The sequence below is a fragment of the Gracilimonas tropica DSM 19535 genome (assembly GCF_000375425.1).
GTDB lineage: Bacteria > Bacteroidota > Rhodothermia > Balneolales > Balneolaceae > Gracilimonas > Gracilimonas tropica.
In genome coordinates, this window is record NZ_AQXG01000003.1 from 286938 (window position 1) to 302049 (window position 15112).

14 protein-coding genes and 1 riboswitch are annotated in these 15112 nt (G+C 44.7%); of the genes, 6 read left to right on the forward strand and 8 right to left on the reverse strand.

Annotated features, from left to right (window positions below; translation table 11 throughout):
- Position 1: 1 nt before the first annotated feature.
- The 3 genes from murQ to B151_RS0107785 form a co-directional block, all read right to left on the reverse strand.
- Entirely contained in the window at positions 2–937 is a 936-nt protein-coding gene (gene murQ / locus B151_RS0107775) for an N-acetylmuramic acid 6-phosphate etherase (RefSeq protein ID WP_020403054.1), read from the reverse strand.
- Between the two features lie 9 nt (positions 938–946).
- Entirely contained in the window at positions 947–2443 is a 1497-nt protein-coding gene (accC, locus tag B151_RS0107780; RefSeq protein ID WP_020403055.1) for an acetyl-CoA carboxylase biotin carboxylase subunit, read from the reverse strand.
- Positions 2444–2511: 68 nt separating this feature from the next.
- Positions 2512–3486, reverse strand: a complete 975-nt coding sequence (locus tag B151_RS0107785) for a phytoene/squalene synthase family protein (RefSeq protein WP_020403056.1) — start codon at positions 3484–3486, stop codon at positions 2512–2514.
- A 186-nt stretch (positions 3487–3672) separates the two neighbouring features.
- On the opposite strand from B151_RS0107785, the gene B151_RS0107790 reads away from it, so the two are divergent.
- The 5 genes from B151_RS0107790 to B151_RS0107810 are packed head-to-tail and all read left to right on the forward strand — an operon-like array spanning position 3673 to position 7354.
- Positions 3673–4689, forward strand: a complete 1017-nt coding sequence (locus B151_RS0107790) for a LacI family DNA-binding transcriptional regulator (protein WP_020403057.1) — start codon at positions 3673–3675, stop codon at positions 4687–4689.
- Between the two features lie 5 nt (positions 4690–4694).
- Positions 4695–5660, forward strand: coding sequence for a phosphoribosylaminoimidazolesuccinocarboxamide synthase (locus tag B151_RS0107795; RefSeq protein WP_020403058.1), 966 nt, complete (start codon positions 4695–4697; stop codon positions 5658–5660).
- Positions 5647–6015, forward strand: a complete 369-nt coding sequence (locus B151_RS0107800; RefSeq protein ID WP_020403059.1) for a cupin domain-containing protein — start codon at positions 5647–5649, stop codon at positions 6013–6015. Before B151_RS0107795 ends, B151_RS0107800 begins: the two co-directional genes overlap by 14 nt.
- A gap of 16 nt (positions 6016–6031) precedes the next feature.
- On the forward strand, positions 6032–6835 hold the full coding sequence (locus tag B151_RS0107805) for a class I SAM-dependent methyltransferase (protein WP_020403060.1): 804 nt from the start codon (positions 6032–6034) through the stop codon (positions 6833–6835).
- A 9-nt stretch (positions 6836–6844) separates the two neighbouring features.
- The gene (locus tag B151_RS0107810; RefSeq protein ID WP_020403061.1) at positions 6845–7354 is read left to right on the forward strand and encodes a hypothetical protein; all 510 of its coding nucleotides are present in this window, start codon (positions 6845–6847) and stop codon (positions 7352–7354) included.
- 10 nt (positions 7355–7364) lie between these two features.
- Here the strand turns inward: B151_RS0107810 and B151_RS0107815 are convergent, their stop codons facing one another.
- Genes B151_RS0107815 through B151_RS0107830 form a run of 4 tightly spaced genes read right to left on the reverse strand, consistent with a single transcriptional unit; the run spans position 7365 to position 12360 of the window.
- Positions 7365–8321: a methylenetetrahydrofolate reductase gene (locus tag B151_RS0107815; protein ID WP_020403062.1), complete on the reverse strand. Its 957-nt coding sequence runs from the start codon at positions 8319–8321 to the stop codon at positions 7365–7367.
- Entirely contained in the window at positions 8318–11017 is a 2700-nt protein-coding gene (gene metH, locus B151_RS0107820; protein ID WP_020403063.1) for a methionine synthase, read from the reverse strand. Before metH ends, B151_RS0107815 begins: the two co-directional genes overlap by 4 nt.
- Positions 11018–11356, reverse strand: a complete 339-nt coding sequence (locus B151_RS0107825) for a hypothetical protein (protein ID WP_020403064.1) — start codon at positions 11354–11356, stop codon at positions 11018–11020. It lies immediately after the preceding gene.
- The gene (locus tag B151_RS0107830; RefSeq protein WP_020403065.1) at positions 11353–12360 is read right to left on the reverse strand and encodes a homocysteine S-methyltransferase family protein; all 1008 of its coding nucleotides are present in this window, start codon (positions 12358–12360) and stop codon (positions 11353–11355) included. The genes B151_RS0107825 and B151_RS0107830 overlap by 4 nt, the downstream gene beginning before the upstream one ends.
- Positions 12361–12412: 52 nt before the next feature.
- Positions 12413–12544, reverse strand: a riboswitch (SAM riboswitch).
- A gap of 391 nt (positions 12545–12935) precedes the next feature.
- Between B151_RS0107830 and B151_RS20400 the strand changes: the two genes are divergently transcribed.
- The gene (locus B151_RS20400) at positions 12936–13064 is read left to right on the forward strand and encodes a hypothetical protein (RefSeq protein WP_281103932.1); all 129 of its coding nucleotides are present in this window, start codon (positions 12936–12938) and stop codon (positions 13062–13064) included.
- A gap of 145 nt (positions 13065–13209) precedes the next feature.
- On the opposite strand, the gene B151_RS0107835 is transcribed toward B151_RS20400, so the two are convergent.
- The gene (locus tag B151_RS0107835) at positions 13210–14871 is read right to left on the reverse strand and encodes a BamA/TamA family outer membrane protein (RefSeq protein WP_020403066.1); all 1662 of its coding nucleotides are present in this window, start codon (positions 14869–14871) and stop codon (positions 13210–13212) included.
- Between the last annotated feature and the right edge of the window lie 241 nt (positions 14872–15112).

Consider the following 15112-nt stretch of genomic DNA (forward strand, 5'->3'; position numbering starts at 1 on the left):
GTTAATTCAAACTTAGAAGTGCTTTTCGAACAAAACCATCATGTTTTTTAAGATGTTCTTTTGCTTCTTCTAATGATAGATTTCCAAGAGCCATGAGCAATGCGGTTTTAACATGTCCGTTGGTAGCTTTTAGCAATTCTTCTGCTTTTTCATAATCAATTTCTGAAAAGATCATAAGTATGCGCTTAGCTCTTTCCACCAATTTTTCGTTGGTAAGCATCAGGTCAACCATCACATTTTCATAGATCTTACCCTGACGGATCATGGCCCCGGTGGTGATCATATTCAATACCATTTTCTGAGCCGTACCGCTTTTCATACGGGTACTTCCCATGATCACTTCCGGCCCCACCGGTACATCGATCAAATAGTCCACCTCTAAATCTATCTGCTCTGCGGGAACGGTAGTCACGAGGATGGTTTTGCATCCTCTTTTAGCGGCTTCTTTTAAAGCACCGTGCACATAGGGCGTTCTTCCGCTTGCAGCTAGTCCACATATAACATCAGGTGGAGCAGCATTGGCTTTATCAACGTCTTTAGCTCCAATTTTTTCGGAGTCTTCCGCCCCTTCCTGGGCTACAAACATTGCGTCTTTACCTCCTGCAATAAATCCTTCTACCTGTTCGGGGGGAGTTCCAAAAGTAGGCGGACACTCTGCTGCATCCAGCACTCCTAATCTTCCACTTGTACCCGCTCCGAAATACAGTAAACGTCCACCCATTTGAAAAGCATCTGCCACCAATTCGATAACGTCAGCGATCACATCATTTCGCTTGCCAACTTGTTCTGCTACGTTCTTGTCGGCTTCATTGATCAATTGTGCGATTTGCAAAGGCGAAGCCAGATCGATCTCTAAAGTGTCCGGATTTCTCCCCTCCGTTGCCAGGTTTTCAAGTTTAGTAAATAGTTTTTTGCGCTCTGTAGAATCAGTTGTCATTGTTTATTTTTATTGTCTTTTTCGGTTTTTCCACCATAATGCGGTTTCTGCGGAATTTTCCATTTCATAGGATGCTTCACCATTTTCCCGGTTTATATTTTTTAGCAGTGATGCAGCCACCGCAATGTCTTCAGCCGGTAATTCGGGCTGCATATTTTCAGGGGTGAAATGATCTTTTACGAAGTGGGTATCATATTTTGCTTCTATAAAAGCAGGATGATTAAGCGTAAATTCACAGAAAGGGATCGTAGTTCGGCAACCGGCGATCTCATATTCATCCAGCGCCCGCAACATTCTTTTTCTTGCTGTTTCGCGATCCGGCCCGTGGACGCTCAGCTTGGAGATCATGGGATCATAATTGATCGTAATCTGTTGCCCTTCTTCCACCCCTGCATCTACCCGAATGCCTGATCCGGTCGGTACTCTGTGTTTCTTAAGCAATCCCGTACTGGGTAAGAAGTTTTCTGCAGGATCTTCCGCATAAATACGGCATTCAATAGCATGCCCGTTGATTGAAAGGTCTTCTTGTTTGAAAGGCAATTCTTTTCCTTCGGCTACTAAGATCTGAAGTGCAACCAGGTCTGTTCCGGTGATCATCTCCGTTACCGGATGCTCTACCTGCAGACGGGTATTCATTTCCAGAAAGTAAAAATTGAGATGTTTATCCACCAAAAACTCAATGGTACCTGCCCCAATATAATCACAAGCCTTGGCTGCTTTAATGGCTGCTTTTGACATCTCTTCCCGTAACTCAGGGGTCAGTAAAGCACATGGGGCTTCCTCGATCACTTTTTGATGCCGACGCTGAACCGAGCATTCCCGATCGTATACATGAAAGGTATTTCCATGAGTATCAGCGATGATCTGAAATTCCACATGACGCGGTTCTTCTAAATATTTTTCGATGTAAATGCGGTCATCTCCAAAGGCATTGCGTGCTTCCGACTTAGCGGCTTTTATGCTTGCTTCGAATTCTTCTTTCTTGTGCACAATACGCATCCCTTTTCCACCGCCGCCTGCAGCAGCCTTCACCAAAATGGGATACCCGATCTCATCGGCTACCCTCCGCGCTTCTTCAATATCCTTGAGTTCGCTCTTCAAGCCCGGAGGTGTGGGCACATTGTGCTGGCTCATCAACTCCCGGGCTTCGGTCTTATCTCCCATTAAGCTGATAGCCTTGGGTTTTGGCCCTATAAAAATGATGCCTTCTTTATCGCATCGTTCTGCAAATGCGGCATTTTCACTTAGAAATCCATAGCCCGGATGAATGGCATCTGCACCGGTTTGTTTTGCGGCATCTATGATCTTATCGATCACAAGATAGCTTTCTGAGGAGGCGGCCTCTCCAATAAATACAGATTCATCAGCATGGAGCACATGGGGAGAATGAGCATCCGGACGAGAATATACTGCTACTGTTTTAATTCCAAGTTCTTTACAGGTATGAATTACTCTGAGCGCAATTTCGCCCCTGTTAGCTATAAGAATCTTCTTTATTTGAGCCATAAAATCCGATTTTAGTTTTTTCTAATGATAGGACTTTACGCAATGATTCTCCACGTAGATTAGCGGTATTAACTGGCTGATTTCATTTCCATAAAAACACGGGGCAGAATAGACAGCTTCTCCGTGTAATTAAGATATGCCCGGGTATCAAAAACGTTGTATTCGTTTTCTTCGATCTTGTTCAGGATGCGGCTGTAATTATGGCGAGCAAGATAAACCGGCAGCCGGCTGTCACTTGAAAGCATAGAAATTCCTATATCCGCACGTCTGTAATATTCCCGGGCACGTTCGATCTGAAACTTCATCAACTCTATAAAGTTTTCATCTTTCCGGTTTTGAAAGAGTTGCTGTTCTGAAATATCAAATTGCTTTAATTCATCCTGCGGTAAATAAATTCGGCCTCTTTGCAAATCCTCCCCAACATCCCGGAGAATATTGGTAAGCTGCATAGCAATTCCCAAATCAACCGCATAATCAAGTGCCTTAGGATTCGTGTAGCCAAATACTTCGCTGGTCATCAGACCAACCACAGAGGCAACTTTATAGGAATAGTCATATACCTCTTCAAAATTCTCAAAACGTGATTTAACCAAATCGGTCTTTACCCCATCCATCAGCAGTAAAGGAAGTTCAATGGAAATATCATATTGAAGGAGCGTATCTGAAAATGCTTTAAGGATAGGGTCGTTTGCACATTCGCCGTTGTATACTCGAATGAGATGATCCTTGAAGGTGCTTAATTTTTCTTCAACCTGCTCCACCGTAATAGCCTTATTAAGAATCAAGTCTTCGGCCTCATCCACCAAGTCATCGAGATATCTGCAAAGCCCATAGATCGCAAAGATCCCCCTCTGCTTTTCATTGGGAAGAAATCTCGTGGCCATGTAAAAGGTCTTGGCGTGCTCTTTTGTGATAAGCCTGCAATGCGAGTAGGCTTGCTTCAAACCATCATCCTGAAGATCTTCGATCACCGACCGGTGAAAGGAAGTCTTCTCATACAGAGGTCTTAGTAGGTGATATGGAATACTCAGCAGGTTCGTCATAATCTTGATGTCTTTTAGCTAAAGCTCAAAAACATTTAAAAACGTTCCCGGCATTTATAATTATTTGGTAATAACATTTTCAGAAGGATATATTTATACTTGTTTATTGAAATGGTTATATTAATCGTTTAATATATCTTAATCTAATTAACCCATACAACAATTACAGCTAAATAATTAAGCCAAATGAATAAAAAAGTAACAATCTATGAGGTTGCTAAACAGGCTGAGGTCGCAATTTCTACTGTTTCGCGCGTATTGAATGGGTCAGAAAATGTATCAGAGAAGACAAAAGAGAAGGTCCAAAAAGCAATCAAGGAATTGAATTTCCGTCCCCAGGTTAGCGCCCGAAAACTGGCTAGCAAAGAGCCTCAAATGCTGGCAATTGCTGTTCCTTCATTCACCACCCCTTATTTTAATGAAGTACTGAAAGGTGTAAAGGATGAGATCAAGAAAATGGATCTCGATATCATTATGTACAATACCGGGTCGAAAGACCCGGAGGAAGGTGTTCAAAACTTTTTTGACAGAGGCACCGCCGACGCCGTTATCCTTCTTTCCATCAATGTGAGCGACCGTGTTCATGAATTGATGCAGGCTACCCAAACACCGGCCGTGCTGGTAAACTCATCGCACCCCTCCTATAATTACTTCATGCTAAATGATTACCAGGGTGGATACTTAGCCGGTGAACATTTGGTGAAGCAGGGATTTGAAAATCTTGGAATGATAACTACCATTGTGGAGTCTCAAAGTTCCAAAGAGCGTATGAGAGGCTTCAAAGATGCCCTCAAAAATTATAAAATGAAGATCGATGAAGAGCTTTTTATGAGTGGCGATACCACTAAGCATGGTGGCTTTACAGAAGAAGCCGGTTTCGAAGCCATCTACAAGTATGAAAAGCTGGGCAGGTTCCCGGATGCTATCTTTTGCTCTAATGATACCCAGGCCGTAGGAGCTATTTATGCGCTTTCAAAATTAGGCATGCGCGTACCAAACGATATTGCCATTATGGGTTATGATAATATCAAGCTCAGCAAATATCTTGACCTGACTACTGTTGATCAAAAGATGTATACCATTGGCGTTCAAGCAACGAAAAGGTTGGCAGAAGTGATTGAAAAACCAAGTGATGAGCTTTATCAAACGACTATTAATCCGGTTCTGGTACAGCGCGGTTCAACCCAAAACATGAAGAAATAAAAATAGTGAGCACCTCTTTTTCAGTTCAGGAAGCATTAGATAACTGCATCACCAAAACTTCGGTTCCCGGCTACCCAACCCCCTATAAAGGCAAAGTTCGGGAAGTGTATGATCTGGGGAATGAGAAACTCGGGATCGTAGTAACCGATCGGATTTCCGCTTTTGACTTTATCATGAAGCAGGCGATCCCGTTCAAAGGACAGATCCTGAATCAGCTTGCCGCCTTTTCGTTTGAGAAGATAAAGGATATTGTAGCAACGCATGTTATTGATGTGCCGCACCCAAACGTCACCATTGCCAAAAAGTGTGATACGGTTCCTATTGAAGTGGTTGTACGTGGTTACCTCACCGGACATGCCTGGCGAGAGTACAGATCAGGCAAGCGAACCCTTTGTGGTGTTGCAATGCCTGAGGGGCTTAAAGAACATGATAAATTCCCGACTCCAATTCTAACACCGGCCACGAAAGCGGAAGAAGGTCATGACGAAGATATTTCCGAAAAAGAGATCCTCTCCCGCAAGATAGTAGACCCGGAGCTTTGGAATAAGATCAAGGATACCGCCTTTAAGCTGTTTGAACGCGGAACAAAAGTTGCCGCTGAACAAGGATTGATCCTCGTGGATACGAAGTATGAATTTGGTGTATTCAATGGAGAACTAACGCTGATAGACGAAGTTCATACCACCGATTCTTCCCGGTATTTTTACCTGAAGGGTTATGAAGAACGACAGATAAAGGGCGAGCAACAAAAACAGCTTTCCAAGGAGTTTTTACGCGAATGGCTGATGGAGCATGACTTTCAGGGCCTTGAAGGTCAGGTCCTGCCCGATCTTCCCGACGAATTTCGTATGCAGGTTTTTGAACGGTACGCAGAATTATTTAAGATGCTGACCGGAAAAGAATTCCAGCCTGTAGTGGAAAAAAACCTGAACGAGAAACTAATCAAGATTTTTAAACATGCTCAAAGCTAACCTGAAAGAGAAATTTGAGCTTTTTGATGAATACTGGACTCCAAAGATCATCGGGGAATTAAATGATCAGTTTGTAAAAATCGCCAAACTGAAAGGGGAATTTATTTGGCATGATCATGAACAAGAGGATGAGCTGTTTTATATCGTGAAAGGATCACTCCTGCTTAAATTCAGGGATAGAAATGACGTTTTACTGAAAGAGGGCGAACTATTTATCGTCCCCGCAGGAGTGGATCACCTTCCCATTGCAGAAGAAGAATGCTGGGTGATGTTGATGGAACCAAAGTCAACGCAACACACCGGTTCAGCTCAAACGGAAAACACGGTTTCCATAGAAGATCAGGAATGGATTTAAGGAAAAGGAACTAAGCATGTATGATTTTCACAAGGATAAAGACCGGTATTTCAACATGCAGTACCAGACTTCAAAAGAATATATTCTTCCTTTTGTTAAGGATTTCCTTCCTAAAAGAAAACCTTTACGTATTCTTGAGATCGGCTGTGCGGAAGCCGGAGTTTTAAAAGCATTCACAGAACTCGGACATCACTGTGTGGGCATAGAACTTTCTCCACATCGCGTGAAACTGGCCAGGGAATTTCTTTCGGAGGAGTTTGAAAGGGGGCAAATTCGGTTTATTGCGGAGGATATCTTCAATATCGAGCCTGACAAAGAATTTGAGGAATTGTTCGACCTGGTGATCTTAAAAGATGTGATTGAACACATTCACGGGCACGAACGGTTTATTGTTGAGCTGAAGAAATTTATCAAACCTGACGGACACGTTTTCTTTGCCTTTCCACCCTGGTACATGCCTTTTGGGGGGCATCAGCAGCTGGCTGATAATAAATTTTTGAATAAGCTTCCCTACTATCATATTCTCCCGAATAGTTTATACCGGTTAATATTGAAAGCCGGAGGCGAAAAAGATGAAAAGGTTGAAGGACTGCTCGATATCAAAAGCACCCATCTTACCATTGAAGGGTTTCATAAGATCGTTCGCACTAATGGATGGAAGATCAATCGCAAAAAATATTGGCTCTTCAATCCCATTTATCAATGGAAGTTTGGGCTTCAACCAAAAGGATTGATAACTCCATTTCAGCATATTCCTTTCTTAAGAAATTTTTGGACTACAGCCGCATACTTCTTGATTTCAACGGATAAAAATCCATAATTAGCCGTTATGGAACAGCACATTAAGTTCAAGCGAATTCGCCCGAGAATTTATGTTGAAACTGATCTTTCAGTACAGGAGATCAACCTGCGGATCAAAGATTACCTCAATAAAGATGAATGCCGGTGTGGAGGAGAATCTACTGAAGGATATGCCACTTTTTGGCCTCCTGAAAATGAACAGCATTTTTGGTCTCCACAACTTACCATCACCTTAGATACTGAGGAAAGCTTAACCAAAGTACGTGGTCTTTATGGGCCAAAGCCTTCTGTGTGGACTATGTTTGTGTTCTTCTATGCTGTTATCGCTTTTGCGATACTCATTGTGTCTATGATCGGACTTTCTTTTTGGTCGTTAGGCCAACCCGCAACCGTCCTTTGGTTTGTTCCGATATTAACTTTGGTTTTTCTCAGCCTTTATCTTGTAGCCTACTCAGGACAAAAGTTGGGACACCGGCAAATGACCAATCTGCACCGGGCGCTGGAACATTGTCTGCAACGAGAAATAGAGCCGATCTGATTAGTATCTGCTAAAACAACTCTTTGGCTACCTCATACACCGATGCTGATTTCCCCATCGAGTAATAGTGAAGACTTGGCACTCCAAATTCCATCAACTCTTTGGATTGTTGGATAGTCCATTCTATACCAACTTGACGAACCTGATCGCGATCTTTACATTTTTCCACTTCTTTAGTGAGCTCCATCGGCAGATCCACATGAAACAGCTGAGGCAAGATCGTGAGCTGCTTGGAGGAAGTGATAGGCTTTAAGCCCGGGACGATCGGGAGTGTAATACCATTATCACGACATTTCTGTACAAAATTAAAATACTGTTGATTGTCAAAAAACATTTGGGTGACGATATAATCCGCACCCTTCTGCTGCTTTAGCTTCAGATATTTGAGATCGGTTTCCATATTGGGAGCCGCAAAATGTTTCTCGGGATAACCGGCTACGCCAATGCAAAAATCCGAAGGTTTAGCGTTCTCCAATTCTTCATCCAGATAAATGCCCTTGTTCAAGTCCACCACTTGCTCGATCAGCTCTGAAGCATAAGCATGCCCATCCGGCTCCGGAACAAATTCCCGCTCCGGTTTTCGGGTATCCCCCTGAATTAGTAACACATTATCGATGCCCAGGAAATTGAGATCGATGAGAGCGTTTTCGGTATCTTCTTTAGAGAATCCTCCACAGATAATATGAGGCACTGCATCCACTTTGTAGTGGTTTTGAATAGCCGCACAAATACCAACAGTCCCGGGACGTTTACGCACCGTTTTCCGCTCCAAAAGCCCGTTATCATGCTTTTTGTACACATATTCTTCCCGGTGATAAGTCACATCCACAAAAGGCGGATTGAATTCCATCAGCGGATCCATATGATCAAAAAGGGATCGAATGTTTTGTCCTTTAAGCGGCGGAAGCACCTCGAATGAAAACAAAGTGTTGCCATTCGCTTTCTTAATGTGTTCGGTTACTTTCATGATGAATAAGGGTCGTAGTCTAAATTAGGAGAAAGCCATTTCTCGACTTCCTCTTTCGTGCATGATTTTCGTTGAGCATAATCAATCACCTGATCCTCGCCAATATTGCCAACCCGGAAATAGCGTGACTCCGGATGCGAAAAATAAAATCCGCTCACGGATGAGGCCGGGTACATCGCAAAAGATTCAGTGAGTTTGATCGATGTGTTCTTTTCTACCTCCAGCAGATCAAATAGAATGCGTTTTTCAGTGTGATCGGGACAGGCCGGATAACCCGGAGCGGGACGAATTCCGGAATATTTCTCAGCAATCAATTCTTCGTTGCTGAAACTTTCTTCATCGGAATAGCCCCAGAATTCCTTTCGGACTCGCTCATGCATGCGCTCCGCAAAAGCTTCCGCAAGTCGATCGGCCACGGCTTTCACTAATATGACGTTATAGTCATCGTTCTCTGATTCAAACCTTTCGATAAGTTTTTCGATACCAATTCCGGCCGTGACGGCAAAAAAGCCAATGTAGTCGGTAATGCCCACTTCATGAGGTGCGATATAATCACTTAAACTTGAATTTGGCTGCCCCGATCGCTTCTTCGTTTGTTGCCTTAAAAAATGAAATTTGGTCTTTATTTCGGATAGATCCGCTCCTTCAAATAGTTTTATATCATCTCCGTAAGCTGTTGCAGGATAAAACCCTATAACTGATTTAGCTTGCAATAAATCCTTCTCAATGATCTCATCCAGTAAAGCCTGCGCATCATCAAAAAGAGACTGCGCTTGCTTTCCAACTTCGTCATCCTCCAGGATATCCGGATATTTACCCGTCAGCATCCAAGTTCTGAAAAACGGCGACCAGTCGATGTAATTTCTCAGTTCTGAGATCGGATAATCTTCAAATACCTTATTCCCAAGAAATGATGGCTTGGGCGGTTCATATCCTTCCCACTCTATCTTTGTTTTATTTGATCTTGCTTCTTCAAAGGGCAACAATTCCTTCTTATTCTGCCGATTTTCATGCAGTTCCCGCAGTTCGGCATATTCCTTTTTGATCTCCGCTTTCACTGCTTCCCTTTTCTTCGGGTTGATGATATCACCGGCCATAGCAACCGCCCGGGAAGCATCCAGCACATGTACCACGGAGCTGTCATATTCCGGGTCGATCTTCACAGCGGTGTGAAGTCTGGAGGTCGTGGCTCCACCGATCATGAGTGGCAGATCCATACCCCGCTTTTTCATCTCCCGTGCCACAGTGATCATCTCATCCAGTGAGGGCGTTATCAAGCCACTGAGTCCGATGGCATCCACCTTATGCTTTTCGGCTTCATCCAGAATTTTATCGGCAGGAACCATTACTCCAAGATCTATTACATGGTAATTGTTGCAGGCCAAAACTACGCTTACGATATTCTTTCCGATATCATGAACGTCGCCTTTCACAGTGGCCAGCAATACTTTAGGCTGATCACTTGTATCTTTATTTTGCTTCTTTTCTTCTTCTAAAAACGGAGTGAGATAGGCTACTGCCTGCTTCATCACCCGTGCACTTTTTACTACTTGGGGCAAGAACATCTTCCCGGCTCCAAACAGATCACCGACCACATTCATACCGTCCATCAGCGGACCTTCGATCACTTCCAGCGGACTCCCGATCTTCTGCCGGGCTTCCTCGGTATCTTCTTCCACAAACTCATTGATACCCTTAACCAGCGAATACTTCAAGCGCTCTTCCACCGATTTCTGCCGCCACTCATCGTCCTGTTTCTTTTTGACGGATGAACCTTCACCTTTATACTCCTCAGCAATTTCCAGCAGTCGTTCGGTGGCATCATCCCTCTTATCAAATAATACATCCTCAACACGCTCAAGTAGATCTTCAGGAATATCATCGTACACTTCAAGCTGAGTCGGGTTCACAATTCCCATATCCATTCCATGCTCGATGGCGTGATACAAAAAGGCAGAGTGAATGGCTTCGCGAACGCGATTATTCCCCCGAAAGGAAAACGATACGTTACTCACTCCTCCGATCACATGTGCACCGGGTAGATTTTCACGGATCCATTTGGCTGCCAAAAAGAAATCCAGTGCATTCCGCCGATGCTCTTCCATCCCCGTTGCCACCGGAAAAATGTTGGGATCGAGGATAATATCAGAAGGATGAAAACCAGCTTCTTCAGTCAGCAGTTTGTAAGCTCTTCCGCAAATTTCTTTTCGTCGCGGAAGCGTGTCAGCCTGACCGTCTTCATCAAAAGCCATGCAGATCACCGCAGCTCCAAACCGGCGAACGATCTTGGCTCGTCGCAGGAATTCCTCTTCCCCATCTTTTAAGCTAATTGAATTGACTACGCCTTTGCCTTGCATACATTTAAGTCCGGCAAGGATCACTTCCCATTTCGAGGAATCTACCATGATCGGGATCTTAGCGATATCGGGATCTGAAGCAATGAGGTTGAGGAAATTGGTCATTTCTTCGGCACTGTCCAGCATGCCTTCGTCCATATTCACATCCAGGATCTGCGCCCCGCCCTGCACCTGATCCAGCGCGATCTTCAACGCCTTGTCGTAATCTTTTTCTTTGATGGTATTCAGAAAGCGTTTGGAGCCGGTTACGTTGGTCCGCTCTCCCACATTCACAAAGTTCGAATCTTCGGTGATGATGAGAGGTTCAAGTCCGCTAAGCGTAAGAGGTAAAGTCTTCATTTAGTTACAACAATATTTAAAATTCCATCCCATCATCCGACGAATCCAGGTTCGTCTGACGATTTGTTGCCAAGGTCTGTGCCTTTTTGATTCATCGGACGACTTCTCGGCCTGTTCAGAATTTATGGCCTTAGCTTCAGTCGTCAGATGAAGCTCTTGGTTGTGTTTGCAATTCCAGCTCATCATCTGACGGCTCAAAGCCCCTCTGACGATTTGTTGCCACGAGCTTTGCCTTTCAAATCCATCAGACGACTCCTGCGCTTGATTCAACTTTCTTAACCTCACTTCAGTCGTCAGATGGAGAACGAAGTTTATTTCTTTTGGTTGGAAATTCATCATACCACCATACCTTTACTTTTAACTTTTCGGGGGTCGTAATCTTTTGCCAGTTCAGCCATTTTGGTGATGTGTGCCGGCGTGGTGCCGCAACAACCGCCGAGGATATTCACCAGGCCATCTTCTAGGTATTCTTTTACCTGACTTCCCATTTCATCGGGTCCTTCATCATATTCCCCGAATTCATTCGGCAGTCCGGCATTGGGATAGGCGCTAATGAAAAATGGAGATCGATCGGATAGATTTTGCAAATATGGCTTGAGCTGCTTGGCTCCCAACGCGCAGTTGAATCCCACACTTAAAATCGGTGCATGAGAAATAGAGATCAAAAACGCCTCTACGGTCTGTCCGGAAAGAGTCCTGCCCGAGGCGTCCGTAATGGTCCCGGAAACCATGATCGGCAATTCTTCTCCCCGCTCTTCAAACAATTCCTGAATGGCGAATAGTGCGGCTTTGGCGTTTAGCGTATCGAAAATGGTTTCTACCAGCAGTACATCTGCACCGCCATCCATCAGTCCGCGAGCCTGTTCTTTGTAGGCCTCCGCGAGTTCATCGAAGGTGACGGCGCGGTAGCCGGGATCGGTGACTTCCGGCGAGATCGAAGCCGTTTTATTTGTGGGTCCCATGGAACCGGCTACAAAGCGCGGTTTATCCGGGTTTTGCTGGGTGAATTTGTCCGTGGCTTTGCGTGCAATCTCGGCCGACTGCTTGTTCAATTCGTAGACAATGGATTCCAATCCATAATCAGCCTGAGCGATGCTCGTTCCGCTAAAGGTATTGGTCTCCACGATATCAGCTCCGGCTTCTAAATATTCTTCATGAATAGCCTGAATGATATCGGGCCGGGTTAGGCTGAGCAGGTCGTTATTACCCTGTAGGTCGTCGGGATGATCCGTAAATCGCTCACCACGAAAATCGGCTTCCTTAAGCTTATAGCGCTGAATCATGGTTCCCATGGCGCCATCAAGGATCAAAATGCGGTCTTGTAAAACGTCTTTAATGTTCACTCTTTTCCGTTTGAGATTGGCTTATACAGAAAGAGTCGGTGAGGGATCAGCTCGCTTATCTTTCCCCGCACCTAAGTTGTTTTGTGCGGAGTGGGATTTGGCACCTGTCCCGCCCATAAACTATTATGGCGGCATGGTTGCCAAGACGTCAAAGGGCCCATCCCTCGGTCTTTCTTTATAAGCATTCAATAAATTCGATCGGAATATAAAGCATGTAAGCACACAGAGCAACTCTTTTGAATTCCGAACACTCAATATTGAACAATGAATCTTGAACGGTTTTTGACAACGTCATTCCCGCAGAGGCTGCTTGGCGGCTAAGGCAGGGCGGGAAACTAATGGTTGGCCAAACTGAGCAACTTATATAAAACCCCAATGTTGTCACTCCGAGCGGTAGATACTGATTTGTGTTTAGAATGGTTTTCGCGAGGAGTCTCAAGAGCTAATTTAGCAAGATGTAGTAAACGTTGAGATCCCTCGTGATTGAAAGTAACTCCTTTACTACTCACTACGCACTCGGAATGACAACTTTGGAGTTATTGGTTTGCGAATTCGGCCTTAGAGAAAAGAGCAGAATGAAGACTGCTTTAGCTTTTTTTCGAAGCCGCCCCGACTGCTCAGGGTTGGTTCTTTTGTCGGTACATAAGAATATGAATATGAAGCTGGAGCTTCCAAGACTGCATTACGAAGCCGGAGCTTCGTAACGAGGTTAAGAAGTATGATTTGCTGGTCGTATTATCCCTGTTTGAAGTTTGAGGCTGAGCCTCAATTGGGCATTCCGGAGCGGAGCACCGGAACGAGATTAAGCTGGAGCTTCAAGGACTACATTACGCCATATGAATACCCAATCTACAACTCCGTCCTTATCCCAAAATGCACCTTCCCATTTGCAATGCTTTCCTCCGGAGAAACGGCATAAGTAAATTTCAGTCTACCAATGCGGGTTTGGTAGCTGAGGCCAAATCCTGTTGAGGTTAGCGTGTTTGTCGTTTGGAATTGGTTGTTGATTTCAGTCAGTAATTTAGGTCGATGATATCTTCCAACCGCACCGAAAACAAATAAGTAGGACTGCCGATCCAATAAGAATTGGTATTCTACATCTCCCCAAAGTAATTGTCCGGCCCGAAATTGTTCTTCGGCGTAGCCACGGAAGGAATTCGCCCCACCAAAGCGGATCAGGTCGTTAATAGTCACCCGGTCGGCTTCCAGCAAAAAGCCTTGCATCGACAATGCAATCACACTTTGATCAAAAATGGGAATATACTGCCGGGCTTCCAGGTGAAGGGTGTTTTGAATGAAAGATCCGGTTGAATCTTCCTGCAGGTTTTTGTTTGCGATACCATAACTCACCGAAAGCTGATTTCCTGAAGTCGGCACATCAAACCGGTTCAGATTGGTGTATTCGAACCCGAGTCGGGCCGTGCGTTTCCGGCCGTCGGGCTCTACGATCACCGGCACATTTCCTCCCGATGTACTCGCCTGAAACCCGATACCGCCCGTCAGCTTGAATCCTCCGGAAATGCGGTAATATCCTCCCAGCTCAAAATCGCGCGATTGATAGGTGGTATCATTCTGGTAAAACTGAAAACCTGCCGAAACCCCGACGGGAATCTCCCCGATCCAATCCTGGGAAACCCCCACTTCCAGCTCGCTGGTTTCCGGTCGCAGTCGCTGGTAGTGGAAATTGATTCCGTTCCCCTGCGTAAGCACATTCCACAACGAAAGCTCCACATCGCCCACAATTTGCCCGTTTCCGGCAGCATCGGGCACGTAGCCTAACAGTCCGTCAAACTGATTCAGCGAACGTTCCTGAACCTCAAATACGATGACCGGCTCACCTTCCCGTAACAAGATCTGTCCCTCTCCTACGAAATTAAACAACTCAGCCGCATTCAAGTTGGATCGCAAAAAACGCAGGTAATTCGGGGTGATGAGCTCTCCAGTCTGAAACCGTGATACTTTCTTCAAATACCTCCGGTCATTGGCTTTGGCTCCTGAAAAATAGATATCCGTAGCCATGGCTTTCTCTCCAGTTTCAATATTTACATACACTGAAACCGAACACTCTTCATACTGCGGGTTGAACCGGAGGATCTCTGCTCTTGCAAACGGAAAGCCTTCCACTGCTAAAACATAAAGCCGCGATTCGATCTGCCGCTGTAATTGCTGCTGTGTAAATCGGATTCCGATATTTTGAGTAATCGTTGTGTCTCGCTCCCCGGAATAACGCCACTGAATTTCCTGAAGATCAAATGCACAATTTCTGTTAATATAAGCTCTGTTTTGCCGGATAGAGTCGATCGAAGCATTCAAATATCCATCTGCGAAAAGCCATTGTAACAATATGACTCGCGGGGGATCTGACTGCGCCGATAGCTTTAGCTGAACCGAGTCAGGAAGAGCGATCTTGGAATCATTTTCATAGACATGGAATCCGGTTTCCTGGGCCTGAAGAAATCCCGATGCAAAAAACATCACTCCAAAAAGTAATCCGCATAATTTGCTGTGCATGGTCGAAATCTACGCCGATTTTTTGTTTTGTGCAGAGAGATTGGAGTACGGATGAGGCGGATTGTGCGGATAATCACGGATTCAATTAGGTTACTGCTCAACGAGATTGAATGCCCTGATTTTAGCTTTTGACCATCCGTATCAAAATTTCATTAGGTAAAGTAAATCGACTCTCCAGAGTCGATAGTAGTAAATAACATGCGAATCTGGAGAGATGCGCTACTTTGTTCTCTAAATCAAT